Below are 16,997 nucleotides of genomic sequence, written 5' to 3'. Positions count from 1 at the left end.
AGTCTGACGATGACCTACTTTCGCACCCGCATGGGCACTATCATCGGCGCGGTCCTGTTTCACGGTCCTGTTCGGGATGGGAAGGGGTGGTACCAGGATGCTATGGTCGTCAGACTGTAAGGGGTAACAAAGCGGAGAAGCGAAGTGTGTGGGGAGGTGTGAGGCGTTTTTTTCGGTGAGTCGTCACGCGGTGTTCGATCCAGGTTATAGGATCAAGCCTCACGGGCAATTAGTATCGGTAGCTCAACGCATTGCTGCGCTTCCACACCCGACCTATCAACGTTGTGGTCTTCAACGACCCTTCAGGGGGCTCGAGGCCCCGGGGAAGTCTCATCTTGAGGCGAGTTTCCCGCTTAGATGCTTTCAGCGGTTATCTCTTCCGCACTTAGCTACCCGGCGATGCGACTGGCGTCACAACCGGTACACCAGGGGTGCGTCCACTCCGGTCCTCTCGTACTAGGAGCAGGTCCTCTCAAACTTCCAGCGCCCACGGCAGATAGGGACCAAACTGTCTCACGACGTTTTAAACCCAGCTCACGTACCACTTTAAATGGCGAACAGCCATACCCTTGGGACCGGCTACAGCCCCAGGATGTGATGAGCCGACATCGAGGTGCCAAACTCCGCCGTCGATGTGAACTTGGGCGGAATCAGCCTGTTATCCCCAGAGTACCTTTTATCCGTTGAGCGATGGCCCTTCCATACAGAACCACCGGATCACTATGACCTGCTTTCGCACCTGCTCGACTTGTCGGTCTCGCAGTCAAGCCGCCTTTTGCCATTGCACTATCAACACGATGTCCGACCGTGTCTAGGCGACCTTCGTACTCCTCCGTTACTTTTGGGAGGAGACCGCCCCAGTCAAACTGCCTGCCATGCACGGTCCCCGACCCGGATTCACGGCCAAGGTTAGAACCTCAACGACACCAGGGTGGTATTTCAAGGTTGGCTCCACGGAAACTGGCGTTCCCGCTTCACAGCTCCCACCTATCCTACACAAGTCCCGTCAAAGTCCAATGCAAAGCTACAGTAAAGGTTCATGGGGTCTTTCCGTCTTGCCGCGGGAGATTGCATCTTCACAAACATTTCAACTTCGCTGAGTCTCAGGAGGAGACAGTGTGGCCATCGTTACGCCATTCGTGCAGGTCGGAACTTACCCGACAAGGAATTTCGCTACCTTAGGACCGTTATAGTTACGGCCGCCGTTTACCGGGGCTTCGATCAAGAGCTTGCACCCATCACTTAACCTTCCGGCACCGGGCAGGCGTCACACCGTATACGTCCACTTTCGTGTTTGCACAGTGCTGTGTTTTTAATAAACAGTCGCAGCCACCGATTCTCTGCGGCCCCTTCGCCCTTCGGCTGTTCGCCTACAAGCTAGCGGGGCATACCTTCTCCCGAAGTTACGGTATCAATTTGCCGAGTTCCTTCTCCTGAGTTCTCTCAAGCGCCTGGGTATTTTCTACCTGCCCACCTGTGTCGGTTTGCGGTACGGTCGCTCTTAGACTGAAGCTTAGAGGCTTTTCCTGGAAGCATGGTATCAACCACTTCGGGCTCAAAGAGCCCTCGTCATCACGCCTCAGCTTAGCCCGCGGATTTGCCTACGGGGCACGCCTACACGCTTAAACCGGGACGTCCAACACCCGGCTGGCCTAACCTTCTCCGTCCCCCCATCGCATCTAAGAGCGGTACGGGAATATTGACCCGTTTCCCATCGACTACGCATTTCTGCCTCGCCTTAGGGGCCGACTCACCCTGCGTCGATGAACGTTGCGCAGGAAACCTTGGGCTTTCGGCGAGGGTGCTTTTCACACCCTTTATCGCTACTCATGTCAGCATTCGCACTTCCGATACTCCAGCATCCCTCTCGAGACACCTTCGCAGGCTTACGGAACGCTCCCCTACCATCTCTTGCGAGATCCGCAGCTTCGGTTCATGGCTTGAGCCCCGTTACATCTTCCGCGCAGGACGACTCGACTAGTGAGCTATTACGCTTTCTTTAAAGGATGGCTGCTTCTAAGCCAACCTCCTAGCTGTCTGGGCCTTCCCACTTCGTTTCCCACTTAGCCATGTATTTGGGACCTTAGCTGGCGGTCTGGGTTGTTTCCCTCTTGTCCCAGGACGTTAGCACCCCAGGACTGTCTGCGTATATCACTTTGCGGTATTCGGAGTTTGCTATCGCGGGTAGATCGCAGTGACCCCCCCAACGATTACAGTGCTCTACCCCCGCAAGTGTCCGTACGACGCACTACCTAAATAGTTTTCGGGGAGAACCAGCTATTTCCGGATTTGTTTAGCCTTTCACCCCTATCCACAGCTCATCCCCTAATTTTTCAACATTAGTGGGTTCGGACCTCCAGTGCGTGTTACCGCACCTTCATCCTGGCCATGGATAGATCATCCGGTTTCGGGTCTACGCCCAGCAACTCAATCGCCCTTGTCAGACTCGGTTTCCCTACGCCTCCCCTATTCGGTTAAGCTCGCTACTGAACGTAAGTCGCTGACCCATTATACAAAAGGTACGCAGTCACCCCACAAAGGAGGCTCCCACTGTTTGTATGCATGCGGTTTCAGGATCTATTTCACTCCCCTCCCGGGGTTCTTTTCGCCTTTCCCTCACGGTACTGGTTCACTATCGGTCGATCACGAGTATTTAGCCTTGGAGGATGGTCCCCCATCTTCAGACAGGATTTCTCGTGTCCCGCCCTACTTGTCGCACGCTCAGACCCGCCAGCCACTTTTCGCATACGGGACTATCACCCTGTATCGTCGGACTTTCCAGACCGTTTTGCTAAGTAATTGGTTTAGTCGTGCAGGCTCCTCCCCGTTCGCTCGCCACTACTTGGGGAATCTCGGTTGATTTCTGTTCCTGCGGCTACTTAGATGTTTCAGTTCGCCGCGTTCGCCTCCACACGCCTATGTATTCAGCGCGGGATACTCCAAAAGGAGTGGGTTTCCCCATTCGGACATCGGGGGATCAAAGCTCCATTGCCAGCTCCCCCCGCTTTTCGCAGGCTTGCACGTCCTTCATCGCCTGTGATCGCCAAGGCATCCACCACATGCACTTAGTCGCTTGATCCTATAACCATGGACCCTGTCGCCAGGGTGCACCGTCATAGACGAACTCACGCTTGTGCGCACTCACCTGCCGCTGGTTCAAAGCGCAGGTGAATGCAAAAAATGCAATCACACCAACCCATGCAACAGCGCGCCTTGCGGCCCACTGTCGCACACTTTACTTCTTCCACTTTGTTAAAGAACACTGGCACTAGGCCTAAGCACTACGCACCGTCCGTGCGCACTGCTTAGCCCTACTCTCGAGCCCACCCGATGAGGCGGTGGTGGAGGATGACGGGATCGAACCGTCGACCCCCTGCTTGCAAAGCAGGTGCTCTCCCAGCTGAGCTAATCCCCCCCTGTCCTGCGGCGGTGGTGGGTCTGGTTGGGTTCGAACCAACGACCCCCGCCTTATCAAGACGGTGCTCTAACCAGCTGAGCTACAGACCCTCATGCCTGCGAGGCGCTCGTTGCCTGAACAACCGATAAGTTGTGGATACTGCGGCCGCCGCGGCCGTCTTCTCTTGAAAGGAGGTGATCCAGCCGCACCTTCCGATACGGCTACCTTGTTACGACTTCACCCCAGTCATGAATCTCACCGTGGTAAGCGCCCTCCCCGAAAGGTTAAGCTACCTACTTCTGGTGAAACCCACTCCCATGGTGTGACGGGCGGTGTGTACAAGACCCGGGAACGTATTCACCGCAGCATGCTGATCTGCGATTACTAGCGATTCCGACTTCACGTAGTCGAGTTGCAGACTACGATCCGGACTACGATCGGCTTTGTGGGATTGGCTCCACCTCGCGGCTTGGCAACCCTCTGTACCGACCATTGTATGACGTGTGAAGCCCTACCCATAAGGGCCATGAGGACTTGACGTCATCCCCACCTTCCTCCGGTTTGTCACCGGCAGTCTCGCTAAAGTGCCCAACCTAATGATGGCAATTAGCGACAAGGGTTGCGCTCGTTGCGGGACTTAACCCAACATCTCACGACACGAGCTGACGACAGCCATGCAGCACCTGTGTCCTGGCTCCCGAAGGCACTCCTCGATCTCTCGAGGATTCCAGGCATGTCAAGGGTAGGTAAGGTTTTTCGCGTTGCATCGAATTAATCCACATCATCCACCGCTTGTGCGGGTCCCCGTCAATTCCTTTGAGTTTTAACCTTGCGGCCGTACTCCCCAGGCGGTCGACTTCACGCGTTAGCTGCGTTACTCAGGAAGTTACCTTCCCGAACAACTAGTCGACATCGTTTAGGGCGTGGACTACCAGGGTATCTAATCCTGTTTGCTCCCCACGCTTTCGTGCATGAGCGTCAGTATCGGCCCAGGGGGCTGCCTTCGCCATCGGTGTTCCTCCACATATCTACGCATTTCACTGCTACACGTGGAATTCCACCCCCCTCTGCCGTACTCTAGCCGTGCAGTCACAAGCGCAGTTCCCAGGTTAAGCCCGGGGATTTCACACCTGTCTTACACAACCGCCTGCGCACGCTTTACGCCCAGTAATTCCGATTAACGCTCGCACCCTACGTATTACCGCGGCTGCTGGCACGTAGTTAGCCGGTGCTTCTTCTGACAGTACCGTCATCCACGCAGGCTATTGACCCGCGCGATTTCTTTCCGTCTGAAAGAGCTTTACAACCCGAAGGCCTTCTTCACTCACGCGGCATGGCTGGATCAGGCTTGCGCCCATTGTCCAAAATTCCCCACTGCTGCCTCCCGTAGGAGTCTGGGCCGTGTCTCAGTCCCAGTGTGGCTGATCATCCTCTCAGACCAGCTACGGATCGTCGCCTTGGTAGGCCTTTACCCCACCAACTAGCTAATCCGACATCAGCCGCTCCAATCGCGCGAGGCCCGAAGGTCCCCCGCTTTCCCCCTCAGGGCGTATGCGGTATTAGCTACGCTTTCGCGTAGTTATCCCCCACGACTGGGTACGTTCCGATGCATTACTCACCCGTTCGCCACTCGCCGGCAGGCCGAAGCCCCCGCTGCCGTTCGACTTGCATGTGTAAAGCATGCCGCCAGCGTTCAATCTGAGCCAGGATCAAACTCTTAAGTTCAATCCAACAAAGTACTCAAAGAATCTCTACTGACTTCCGTGAGCACTCAATCTTTGCAATGCCGAATCCACCCGAAGGCGATTCGACCACCGCAGCAACCCAGTACCCACACTTATCGGTTGTTCAACTTTTTAAAGAACCGCTGCCGTTGCAGCGAGAAAGAGATTCTGACCGACTTCGCTGCTGCCGTCAACCCCCGCCGGGCGCTTTCCTCACCCCCGGCAACCCTTCCTCTGCCGCCACCGCGCCTCGCACCCGACTTCCCAACCGTCCGGTGCCGCGAAGAGGGCCGAATTATAGATACATCCAACAGACAGTCAACCTGCTGCTGAAGCGAAGCTCTCGAAAAATAAAATCGGGAGGCTCTTCGGTCGCCGTAGAATTTCGGCATCGACGCGAAGGATCTCTCATGAAACAGTATCTCGACCTGATGCGCCATGTCCTCGATCATGGCGACCGAAAATCCGACCGGACCGGCACCGGTACACTTTCGACCTTCGGTTGGCAGATGCGGTTCAATCTCGACGACGGCTTTCCTCTGCTCACGACGAAGAAGCTGCACACCCGCTCGATCATTCACGAATTGCTGTGGTTTCTGCGTGGCGACACCAATATCCGCTACCTCAACGAGCAGGGCGTCTCCATCTGGGACGACTGGGCCGACGAGGATGGCGATCTCGGGCCGGTGTACGGCAAGCAATGGCGCCGCTGGGAAACCGCGAACGGCACCACGATCGACCAGATCGCTCAACTGATCGACGGATTGAAGCGCAATCCCGATTCGCGACGCCATCTGGTTTCAGCATGGAATCCGGGAGAAGTGGCCGGAATGGCGCTTCCGCCGTGCCACGCACTGTTCCAGTTCTATGTTGCGGGCGACCGGCTGTCCTGCCAGCTGTACCAACGCAGCGCCGATATCTTTCTCGGAGTGCCGTTCAACATTGCGTCTTATGCGCTACTGACGCTGATGGTGGCCCAGGTCTGCGGGCTGCGCGCCGGAGACTTTGTGTGGACAGGAGGGGATTGCCACCTGTACCTCAACCACCTCGATCAGGCACGTCTGCAGCTTTCCCGGCAACCCCGCGCTTTGCCACGGATGATCGTGAATCCCGGCGTCACCGACATCTTTGAATTTCGCTTCGAAGACTTTCGTCTCGATGGCTATGATCCCCATCCCCACATCAAAGCGGACGTCGCCGTATGAGCGCGAGCAAGGGGCAAGTGATCATCATCGCGGCGACTGCGCGAAACGGCGTGATCGGAAGAGACAACCAATTGCCGTGGCGACTCAAGGCCGATCTTGCCCGCTTCAAGGAAACGACGATCGGGCACCCCGTGCTGATGGGGCGCAAAACCTGGGAATCGCTGCGGCGGCCGCTACCGGCTCGACGCAATCTGGTCGTCACGCATGACCGCAGTTACTCCGCGGCCGGGGCGGAAGTTTTTCCGGATCCCGAAGCAGCGCTCGAAGTCGCGCGCGACGAGACTGTCTTCGTCATCGGCGGCGCCGAGCTGTATCGCCGGTTGCTCGACAGGGCCGACGCGCTGCTAATTACGGAAGTGCACGCCGACGTAGCCGGCGATGCGCATTTTCCGGCGTTCGACCGCGGAGACTTCGACGAGGTGCGGCGCGAAAGGCACGACGCAGACGCGCATAACGAATTTTCGTTCGACTTCGTCGAGTATCGGCGCAAGGCACGCTGAACTGGCCAGCGCGCTCCCGGTTCAGCGCGGTGGGTCAGTCCTGCACGCAGTCGACGTAATAGTCGAACCGCCCCTCTGCATGTTCCCTGACGAGGCCGTGGATATCGGTTTCGAATCCCGGAAAGCCCGCGTTGAAATCACGCGCGAACTTCAGATAACGCACGATCGTCGCGTTGAAACGCTCGCCCGGAATCAGTAACGGGATCCCGGGCGGATACGGCGTGACGAGCATCGCCGTGACGCGCCCTTCGAGCTCGTCGATCGGCACGCGCTCGATCTCGCGGTGCGCCATCTTGGCGAATGCATCGGCCGGCTTCATCGCCGGAACCATGTCCGACAGATACATCTCGGTCGTGAGGCGCGCAATATCGTACGACTTGTAGAAACTGTGGATCTGCGCGCACAAGTCCTTCAGGCCGACTTTCTCGTAGCGCGGATGCTTCGCAATGAATTCCGGCATTACGCGCCACAACGGCTGGTTGCGGTCGTAGTCGTCCTTGAATTGCTGCAATTCGGTCACCATCGTGTTCCATCGGCCCTTCGTGATGCCGATCGTGAACATGATGAAGAACGAGTACAACCCGGTCTTTTCGACGATGATGCCATGCTCGGCGAGATAACGGGTGAGGATCCCGGCCGGAATCCCGGAATCGGCGAAGTCGCCGTCGACGTCGAGCCCCGGCGTGATCACCGTCGCTTTGATCGGGTCGAGCATGTTGAAACCCGGCGCGAGATTGCCAAAGCCGTGCCAGCGTTCGCCGGCCTTGAGCATCCAGTCCTCGCGCTCGCCGATGCCCTCCTCGGGCAGGTATTCGGGCCCCCAGACTTTGAACCACCAGTCGGCGGGTCCGAATTCGGCTTCCACCTTGCGCATCGCGCGGCGGAATTCGACCGCTTCCGCCAGCGACTCGTCGACCAACGCCGGCCCGCCGGGAGGCTCCATCATCGCCGCAGCGACGTCGCACGAAGCGATGATCGCGTATTGCGGCGACGTCGAAGTGTGCATCAGGTAGGCCTCGTTGAAGATGTCGCGATCGAGCTTGCGGGTCTGCGAATCCTGCACGAGGATCTGCGAAGCCTGGGACAGCCCGGCCAGCAGCTTGTGTGTCGACTGCGTCGAGAACACCATCGACTGCTCGCAGCGCGGGCGATCGGCGCCGATCGCGTGGTAATCGCCGTAGAAATCATGGAAGGCCGCGTGCGGCAGCCAGGCTTCGTCGAAGTGCAGCGTGTCGATCTCGCCGTCGAGCATCTCCTTGATCGTCTCGACGTTGTACACGACGCCGTCGTACGTCGACTGCGTGATCGTGAGGATGCGCGGCTTCTTGCCGGCGCTCGGGCGCGCGAACGGGTTCGCCTCGATCTTGCGCCGGATCGTCTCGATGCTGAATTCCTCGAGCGGGATCGGACCGATGATGCCGTAATGGTTGCGCGTCGGCGTCAGGAACACCGGCACCGCGCCAGTCATGATGATCGAGTGGAGAATCGACTTGTGGCAGTTGCGATCGACGACGACGACGTCGCCGGGCGCGACGGTGGTGTGCCACACCATCTTGTTCGACGTCGACGTGCCGTTGGTGACGAAATAGAGATGGTCGCAGTTGAAGATGCGCGCCGCGTTGCGTTCGGAAGCAGCCACCGGGCCGGTGTGGTCGAGCAACTGACCGAGTTCCTCGACCGCGTTGCACACATCCGCGCGCAGCATGTTTTCACCGAAGAACTGGTGGAACATCTGCCCGACCGGGCTCTTCAGGAACGCCACTCCGCCCGAATGGCCCGGGCAGTGCCACGAATACGAGCTGTCGGCGGCGTAATGCACCAGCGCACGGAAAAACGGCGGCGCGAGGCTCTCGAGGTAGTTTTTCGCTTCGCGCACGATGTAGCGGGCGACGAACTCGGGCGTGTCCTCGAACATGTGGATGAAACCGTGCAGCTCGCGCAGCACGTCGTTCGGGATGTGCCGGCTGGTACGGGTTTCACCGTGGATGAAGATCGGGATGTCGGCGTTGCGCAACCGAATCTCCTCGACAAATGCACGCAGGTCGGCGATCGCCTTGTCGGACGCCTCCGACGACGAGAACTCCTCGTCGTCGATCGACAGGATGAACGCCGAGCCGCGGCTTTGCTGCTGCGCGAACGAGGTGAGGTCACCATAACTCGTGACACCGAGCACTTCCATGCTCTCTTCCTCGATCGCCTTGGCGAGCGCGCGAATGCCGAGACCGCTCGTGTTTTCCGAGCGGAAATCCTCGTCGATTATGATGATCGGAAAATGAAAGCGCATCCCTCTTCTCCAGCTTCTTGCGTTGGGGCAACGGGCATGATGCCCCTGTGAATCCTGCTTCCCGGTTACCGGAAAGCACAAGGGGCCGTCAGCCGGCCCCGTTCGTCGTGTGGTCCGCGTGCAGCGGAGCGAGTCGATGAATCAGATTTTCGGCAATGTCACGCCCGTCTGGCCGAGATATTTGCCGCCGCGATCCTTGTACGACGTTTCGCACACCTCGTCCGCCTCGAAGAAAAGCATCTGCGCGATGCCCTCGTTCGCGTAGATCTTCGCCGGCAGCGGCGTGGTGTTCGAAAATTCGAGCGTCACGTGACCTTCCCACTCGGGTTCCAGCGGCGTGACGTTCACGATGATGCCGCACCGAGCGTAGGTCGACTTGCCCAGGCACACCGTCAGGACATTACGCGGGATGCGAAAATACTCGACCGTGCGCGCGAGGGCGAACGAGTTCGGCGGAATGATGCACACGTCGCCGACGAAATCGACGAAATTCCGCGCATCGAAATCCTTCGGGTCGACGATCGTCGAGTTGATGTTGGTGAAGATCTTGAATTCATTCGCGCAGCGCACATCATAGCCGTAGCTCGAAGTGCCGTACGAGACGATTTTCCCCGTGCCGTTATGGCGGACCAACTCGGGCGCGAACGGCGCGATCATCCCCTGCTGTTCCGCCATGCGGCGAATCCATTTGTCGGACTTGATGGACATGGGGTGGCGTTTCCTCCGGGCCGGCCCGGCACCGGCCGGACGCGAAAAATCGGCTAGTTTAGGCTAAGCGGTGCCCGACCGGAAGCGGGAAAAATCGATTCCATGGCTGGCCCGTTTTCAGGTGCTCTTGATGACGATGCTCGGGAACTTGTGCGTCATGTCCTTCGCCTTGACCGCCACGCGTGCCGCAACCTTGCGCGCGATCGCCTTGTAGAGTTCCGCGATGCGGCCGTCAGGATCGGACACGACTGTCGGCGCGCCGCCATCGGTTTCCTGACGGATCTGCAGATCGAGCGGCAGCGCGCCGAGGAAAGGCACGTTGTAGTCGGCGCACAGGCGCTCGCCTCCGCGAGTACCGAAGATCGCTTCTTCGTGACCGCAATTCGAACAGATGTGGATGCTCATGTTTTCGATGACGCCGATGATCGGCACGCCCACCTTCTCGAACATCTTGAGTCCCTTGCGCGCATCGAGCAATGCGATGTCCTGGGGTGTCGTGACGATCACGGCGCCGGTCAGCGGCACGCTCTGCGACAGCGTGAGCTGGATGTCGCCGGTGCCCGGCGGCATGTCGATGACGAGGTAGTCCAGCTCTTTCCAGTTGGTTTCCTTCAGCAGCTGGTTGAGCGCCTGCGTCGCCATCGGGCCACGCCACACCATCGGCGTCTCGACATCGACGAGGAAGCCGATCGACATCACCTGCAGGCCGTGCGCCTGCAGCGGCTCCATCGTCTTGCCGTCGAGCGACTCCGGCCGCTGGTCGCCGATGCCGAGCATGTGCGGCTGCGACGGACCATAGATGTCGGCGTCGAGAAGGCCCACTTTCGCCCCTTCTGCCACCAGCGCAAGCGCAAGGTTCACGGCCGTCGTGCTCTTGCCGACGCCTCCTTTCCCCGAAGCGACGGCGATGATGTTCTTCACGCCCGGCAGCAGTTTGACGCCTTGCTGCACCGCGTGCGCGACGACCTTGCTGTGCACCTCGACCGTCACCCGCCCTGCGCCGGGAATCGTCGCGATTGCGGCGGCGAGCATTTCGCGGATCGATTCATGCTGTGTCTTCGCCGGGTAGCCGAGCTCGAGTTCGACGCGGACGTCGCTGCCGCTGACGGTGACGTTCCTGACGCAGCGCGTCGAAACGAAATCCTTGCCCATGTTCGGATCGACAACGCCCTTGAGCGCTTCGGTGACAGATTCCTGGGTGAGACTCATGATGGCATATCCTCGGCGATCGGCAGCCCGCGATTCGGGCCTCAAGAAGGTAAATCATACCTAAGCCTGCGAGGCCGCTCACCCTCTTGTTCATCAGGGTCATTCTGTCGCCGTCTCCGACGCGGTAAAATGCGCCCTTGGCGGACTGCCCCTTGGCGGGCGGATTCCTGCCCCTTAGCGGACTGATTCCCGCACTGGTTCCCTTCACCCCCCGGAATTCCTCACAGCATGAACCGATTTTCGCTATTCGTCCTGAGCGGCGTGAGCGCGCTGCTGTCGGCGTGCGCGACGACGACTGCGACCGCGCCTCCCGCCGCCGCGACCCCCGCCCAGCGCGCCGTACCCGTCGCGACGAACGCCGCCTTCGACTGGCCCGCCGAACGCAGTCGTATCGTCAATCGCTTGAGCGGCTCGAGCGAGATCGCGACCCGGGTACTCGATGATGGCGCCCTGCAACTGCTGCTGCCCGGCGCAGAAGCCTTTTCGCGCGGCGGCACCGAGCCCCAACCGGTCCTGACGCCGAGCCTCGACCGTGTCGCATCGGCCTTGGTCCCGTCGTCCGAGGTCGAAATCCACGTGTTCGGTCATACCGACAGCCTGGACAGTGAATTGCACAATCTGCAGCTTTCGATCCAGCGCGCCGAAACCGTCGCGGAGCATCTGCGTCGCCGCGGCATCCCGCTTGCTCGTCTTCATGCCGACGGCAAGGGCGAGGCCGAGCCGATCGCCGACAACGCGACCGAGGCGGGACGCGCGAAGAACCGGCGCGTCGAGATCGTCCTGCGTCCGTTCGAATAGTCCGCAACCGACCGTTTCCCGCGGCGTCGCAGGACAACGGCGACGCCTTTGCTACACTCTTTCTTTTTCCATTTCCGCCCATCATGCCGCGCAAGATACTGGTCACCAACGCCCTCCCGTACGCCAACGGCGACATCCACCTCGGTCATCTGGTCGGGTACATCCAGGGCGACATCTGGGTGCGTTACCAGCGCATGCGCGGCAACACCGTGCATTACGTCTGCGCGGACGACACGCACGGCACGCCGGTCATGCTGCGCGCCGAGAAGGAAGGCATCACGCCCGAAGCGCTGATCGGGCGCGTGCACGGCGAACATCTGCGTGACTTCACCGACTTCGGCGTCGCATTCGACAATTACCACAGCACTCACAGCGTCGAAAACCGGGCCTACGCCGAAGACGTCTATACGAAGCTCAAGGCCGCGGAGTTGATCGATACCCGCGCGATCGAGCAGTTCTACGATCCGGTCAAGGAGATGTTCCTGCCGGACCGCTTCATCAAGGGCGAATGCCCGAAGTGCGGGGCGGCCGACCAGTACGGCGACAACTGCGAAGCGTGCGGCGCCGCGTACGCACCGACCGAGCTCAAGAACCCGCACTCGGCCGTGTCCGGCGCGAAGCCCGTGCTGAAGACGTCGGAGCATTACTTTTTCCGCCTGTCCGACCCGCGCGCCGTGGCGTTTTTGCGCGAATGGACGCGCGGCACGAACGCTGCCGGCACTCGCCGCCTGCAGGCCGAAGCGGCAAACAAGATGAAGGAGTGGCTCGGCGACGAAAGCGTCGGCGACGGCGGCAACACGCTGTCGGACTGGGACATATCGCGCGACGCGCCGTATTTCGGTTTCGAGATTCCCGGCGCGCCCGGAAAATACTTCTACGTCTGGCTCGACGCCCCGATCGGCTACCTCGCGAGCTTCCGCAACCTCGCCGAGCAGCGCGGCGACATCGCCCTCGACGAGTTCACCGACGCCGTCCGCGCTGAAACCGCCGGCACCGAGATGGTGCACTTCATCGGCAAGGACATCCTCTACTTCCACGCCCTCTTCTGGCCGGCGATGCTGCGGTTCGCCGGCTACCGCACGCCCACCCAGCTGTGCGTCAATGGCTTCCTGACTGTCGACGGCGCGAAGATGAGCAAGAGCCGCGGCACGTTCATCACCGCGCGCTCCTACGTCTCGCAGGGCCTCAATCCGGAATGGCTGCGCTATTACTTCGCGACCAAGTCGAACGGCACGATGGAAGACGTCGACCTGAGTCTCGACGACATGGTCGCAAAAGTGAATTCGGACCTCGTCGGCAAGTACGTCAACATCGCGAGCCGCTGCGCCGGCTTCATCGCCAAACGCTTCGACGGCAGGCTCGGCGCGAGCGACTCGCAGGCGACCGCGGATTTCGAAGCTGCCTTCGCGGCCGGGACAATTGCGCACGCTTACGAAGAACGTGACTACGGCCGCGCATTGCGCGAGATCATGCGGCTGGCCGACCTCGCGAACCAGTACGTCAACGACCACAAGCCGTGGGAACTGGCGAAGCAGGAAGGTCAGGAAGCGCGTCTTCATGTCGTGTGCAGCACCGCGCTGACGCATTTCCGCGACCTTACGCTGTATCTGAAACCGGTCCTGCCCGCTCTCGCCGAAAAAGTCGAAGCGTTCCTCGCGATCGACCCGCTCGCCTGGCCGCAAACCTGGCAGCCGCTGCCCGCCGCGCACGCGATCAATCCCTATGCGCACCTGATGACGCGCGTCGAGCGCAAGCAGATCGACGCGCTGCTCGACGCGAACCGCGAATCGCTCGCGCCGGCCGCGCCGGCGGCAAAAGTCGCGTCGTCGCAGCAGCGCCACGCGGAAAAGCAGCAGCATGAAGCCCAGTCCGAAACGGCGATGCCGCATATCTCGATCGACGATTTCACGAAAGTGGATCTGCGTATCGCCCGCATCGTCGGCGCCGAACACGTCGAAGGCGCCGACAAGCTGATCCGGCTACAGCTCGACATCGGCCAAACCGAAAATGGGCAGACGAAGCTGCGCCAGGTGTTTGCCGGCATCAAGTCGGCGTACGACCCCGCGGCGCTCGTCGGACGGCTCACGGTGATGGTCGCCAACCTCGCGCCGCGCAAGATGAAGTTCGGCGTCAGCGAAGGCATGGTGCTCGCCGCGTCCGACGCGGACGACAAGGGGGCCGGGATCTACATCCTGACGCCGGACGCGGGCGCCGCGCCCGGCATGCGGGTGAAATGATCACAGCCTAAGCCGACATGCCCCTGACTCCCTCGAAACGCTGGTTCGTGCAGCACCGAACCGGCCCCGGGCCGCTGCACCACTGCAGCGCCCGAGGTAGGCAACACAGCGAGGAATTCAGGAGGCTCCATGATCAGGTTTCGCCCGAAACTGCTTGACACCCTGCCCGGCTACGGCCGGGCCACGTTCATCAACGATTTTTCCGCCGGCGTCACCGTCGGCGTGCTCGCGCTGCCGCTGGCGATGGCGTTCGCGATCGCCAGCGGCATGAGTCCGACGGCCGGCGTATGGACGGCGATCGTCGCCGGCTTCCTGATCTCCGCACTCGGCGGCTCGAAAGTGCAGATCGGCGGCCCGACCGGCGCGTTCATCCCGATCGTGTACGCGATCGTCGCGGATTTCGGCGTACAGAACCTGCTGATCGCGACGATGATGTCGGGCGTGATGCTGCTCGGCATGGGTGCCTTCAGGCTCGGCAGCATGATCCGCTTCATCCCGGTGTCAGTCGTCATCGGCTTCACGAACGGCATCGCCGTCGTGATCTTCATTTCGCAGGTCAAGGACTTCCTCGGGCTCGACATCGAGAAGATGCCGGGGGAGTTCTTCGGCAAGATGGAAACCTTGCTCGCGGCGATGCCCACGATCGATCTTCCGACCGTGGCCACGTCGATCGCGTCGCTCGCGGTGCTGATCGCGTGGAACCGCACGGCGACACGGATCGCGTGGATGCGCCGCCTGCCCGGACCGCTCGCAGTGCTGCTGATCGCCACGGCAGTCAATGCGCTGCTCCACTTGCCGATCGACACCATCGGCAGCCGCTTCGGCGGCATTCCCCAGGAGTTGCCGGACATCGGCCTGCCGGCGCTGTCGCTCGGCACGCTCGGCAAGCTGATCGCGCCGGCCGTGACGATCGCGTTGCTCGGGGCGATCGAATCGCTGTTGTCCGCACGCGTCGCCGACAACTTGATCGACGACCGTCACGATCCCAACCAGGAACTCATCGCGCAGGGCGTCGCGAACGTCGTCGCGCCGCTGTTCGGCGGCTTCGCCGCAACCGGCGCGATTGCCCGAACCGCGACCAATGTGCGCTCGGGAGGGCATACCCCGGTCGCCGGGATGGTCCACGCGCTGGTGCTGCTCGCCGTCGTGCTCGCGCTGGCGCCGCTCGCGAGCCACATCCCGCTCGCCGCACTGTCGGCGATCGTCGTCATGGTATCGGTCGACATGGGCGAATGGCACGCTTTCGCCTGGAAAGAGCTCGCACGCTATTCGAACCAGTACCGGGTTATCCTGCTCGGCACGTTCTTCGTCACGGTGGTGTTCGATCTCACGCTCGCCGTGGAACTCGGAATGTTGCTCGCGAGTCTGTTTTTCATTTACCGGATGTCGGACCTCACGCGCATCGAACGGGTCCCGCTCGAAGAGCATTACGGCGTCGAAGCCTTGGCACGCAGCGACGGCACGCCGCGGATCATCGCCTACCGGGTATTCGGCAGCCTGTTTTTCGGCGCGGCGAACAAGCTCGAGAACCTGCTGCTGATGCAGGAAGGCCATCCGGACGCCGTGATCCTCGATCTCGAAAAAGTGATCAACATCGACACCACCGGCCTCGACGCGCTCCAGACCCTGCACCGCACGCTGCAAAAGCGTGGCGCCCAGCTGATCCTGTGCGACCTGAACGAGCAGCCTGCGTCGCTCGTGTTCCGCTCCGGATTCCAGGCGAGCCTCGGCGACGACAACATCGCGGGAAACATGACCGAAGCCCTGATCCGCGCCCAGCGGCTGCGCGGGCACGAAGCGGAGCTGTCGTATGCCTGACGCAACCGTTTCACGCCATCTGACGATCCGCGGCCGCGTGCAGGGCGTGTATTACCGGGCGAGCGCGCAGGCTGAAGGCATTCGCCTCGGGCTGGAGGGATGGGTGCGCAACCGGCGGGACGGCTCGGTCGAGGCGCTGGTCGCCGGCCCCGAGGCAACAGTCGAACATTTCATCGCGTGGGCACGGCGGGGCCCACCCGCCGCTCATGTGCAGGAAGTCATCGTCACCCCGGCGGAATGGCCGGAACCCGGAGCATTTTCGGTCCGTCCGACGGCATAGCGCCCCTCCCCTGCCGCAGGGAGAGCGCGACAGGAACATTTGCCGGATGCGGAACTCGGCCACCAAAACTGTCAACTCACTCATCCGGACCGATGCAGAACGGAGCCTCTCGATAGAAAAAAACTATCAACACTCGATTGCAATTGCAATTTGACGCACCGGGCAGGGTGGCCCAAGATGCATACACCCCGTTCAAATCACAGAGGAGAGATCAATCATGGCAGTCCTCGTAGGCAAGCAGGCCCCCGATTTCACCGCGACCGCAGTGCTCGGCGACAATCAGATCCAGGACATCACCTTCTCGCAGTTCACGAAGAACAAGTACGCCGTCCTGTTCTTCTACCCGCTCGATTTCACTTTCGTCTGCCCGTCCGAGCTGATCGCATTCGATCACCGCCTTGAGGAATTCAAGAAGCGCGGCGTCGAAGTGCTCGGCGTGTCGATCGACAGCCAGTTCACGCACCTCGCATGGAAGAACACGCCGGTCAACAGCGGCGGTATCGGGCAGGTGCAGTATCCGATGGTGGCCGACATCAGGCACGAGATCTGCCGCGCGTACGACGTCGAATCCGAAGGCGGCGTTGCGTTCCGCGGTTCCTTCCTGATCGACAAGGCCGGCGTCGTGCGCCATCAGGTCGTCAATGACCTGCCGCTGGGCCGCAACATCGACGAGATGCTGCGCATGGTCGACGCGCTGCAATTCACCGAAGAGCACGGCGAAGTCTGCCCGGCGGGCTGGAACAAGGGCAAGGCGGGCATGAAGGCCGACCCCAGCGGCGTCGCGGATTACCTCGCGCAGCACGCCCAATCGCTCTGATCGGGCTGGCAAGATGAAAA

Annotated in this window: 10 protein-coding genes, 2 tRNA genes and 3 rRNA genes; 7 read left to right on the top strand and 8 right to left on the bottom strand. The window is 60.8% G+C overall.

Annotation, left to right across the window (positions count from 1 at the left end):
* Position 1: 1 nt before the first annotated feature.
* From rrf to PA01_12020, 5 genes are all read right to left on the bottom strand, one after another.
* Positions 2-114, bottom strand: a 5S ribosomal RNA gene (gene rrf / locus PA01_12040).
* Between the two features lie 94 nt (positions 115-208).
* A 23S ribosomal RNA gene (locus tag PA01_12035) occupies positions 209-3,079 on the bottom strand.
* 260 nt (positions 3,080-3,339) lie between these two features.
* Positions 3,340-3,415 (bottom strand) — tRNA-Ala (locus tag PA01_12030).
* A gap of 15 nt (positions 3,416-3,430) precedes the next feature.
* Positions 3,431-3,507 (bottom strand) — tRNA-Ile (locus PA01_12025).
* 77 nt (positions 3,508-3,584) lie between these two features.
* A 16S ribosomal RNA gene (locus PA01_12020) occupies positions 3,585-5,122 on the bottom strand.
* The 16S, 23S and 5S rRNA genes sit together here with 2 tRNA genes alongside, the layout of an rRNA operon.
* 409 nt (positions 5,123-5,531) lie before the next feature.
* Here PA01_12020 and PA01_12015 point away from each other — a divergent pair.
* Both PA01_12015 and PA01_12010 read left to right on the top strand, forming a co-directional pair.
* Positions 5,532-6,326: a thymidylate synthase gene (locus PA01_12015; protein ID KON82214.1), complete on the top strand. Its 795-nt coding sequence runs from the start codon at positions 5,532-5,534 to the stop codon at positions 6,324-6,326.
* Positions 6,323-6,826 carry a dihydrofolate reductase gene (locus PA01_12010; protein ID KON82213.1) on the top strand — a complete coding sequence of 168 codons (504 nt, stop codon included), beginning with the start codon at positions 6,323-6,325 and terminating at the stop codon, positions 6,824-6,826. Before PA01_12015 ends, PA01_12010 begins: the two co-directional genes overlap by 4 nt.
* Before the next feature lie 34 nt (positions 6,827-6,860).
* Here the strand turns inward: PA01_12010 and PA01_12005 are convergent, their stop codons facing one another.
* The 3 genes from PA01_12005 to apbC all read right to left on the bottom strand — a co-directional run bounded on the left by PA01_12005 (position 6,861) and on the right by apbC (position 11,027).
* Entirely contained in the window at positions 6,861-9,110 is a 2,250-nt protein-coding gene (locus PA01_12005) for an arginine/lysine/ornithine decarboxylase (protein ID KON82212.1), read from the bottom strand.
* 141 nt (positions 9,111-9,251) lie between these two features.
* A complete protein-coding gene (dcd, locus tag PA01_12000; protein ID KON82211.1) occupies positions 9,252-9,818 on the bottom strand; it encodes a dCTP deaminase in 567 nt (188 codons plus the stop codon).
* A 117-nt stretch (positions 9,819-9,935) separates the two neighbouring features.
* Positions 9,936-11,027, bottom strand: coding sequence for an iron-sulfur cluster carrier protein ApbC (apbC, locus tag PA01_11995; GenBank protein ID KON82210.1), 1,092 nt, complete (start codon positions 11,025-11,027; stop codon positions 9,936-9,938).
* A 228-nt stretch (positions 11,028-11,255) separates the two neighbouring features.
* Here apbC and PA01_11990 point away from each other — a divergent pair, with 228 nt between their 5' ends.
* The 5 genes from PA01_11990 (at position 11,256) to PA01_11970 (ending at position 16,977) form a co-directional block, all read left to right on the top strand.
* Positions 11,256-11,825, top strand: a complete 570-nt coding sequence (locus PA01_11990) for an OmpA family protein (GenBank protein ID KON82209.1) — start codon at positions 11,256-11,258, stop codon at positions 11,823-11,825.
* 83 nt (positions 11,826-11,908) lie between these two features.
* Positions 11,909-14,062: a methionine--tRNA ligase gene (gene metG / locus PA01_11985; protein KON82208.1), complete on the top strand. Its 2,154-nt coding sequence runs from the start codon at positions 11,909-11,911 to the stop codon at positions 14,060-14,062.
* A gap of 129 nt (positions 14,063-14,191) precedes the next feature.
* On the top strand, positions 14,192-15,880 hold the full coding sequence (gene sulP / locus PA01_11980; protein KON82207.1) for a sulfate permease: 1,689 nt from the start codon (positions 14,192-14,194) through the stop codon (positions 15,878-15,880).
* Complete coding sequence (locus tag PA01_11975; protein ID KON82206.1) at positions 15,873-16,160, top strand: acylphosphatase; 288 nt, start codon at positions 15,873-15,875, stop codon at positions 16,158-16,160. Before sulP ends, PA01_11975 begins: the two co-directional genes overlap by 8 nt.
* 217 nt (positions 16,161-16,377) lie before the next feature.
* Entirely contained in the window at positions 16,378-16,977 is a 600-nt protein-coding gene (locus PA01_11970; protein KON82205.1) for a peroxiredoxin, read from the top strand.
* The last annotated feature ends 20 nt before the right edge of the window (positions 16,978-16,997 follow it).

It is taken from the genome of Azoarcus sp. PA01 (assembly GCA_001274695.2).
GTDB lineage: Bacteria > Pseudomonadota > Gammaproteobacteria > Burkholderiales > Rhodocyclaceae > Aromatoleum.
This window is presented reverse-complemented; position numbering and strand designations above follow the sequence as displayed.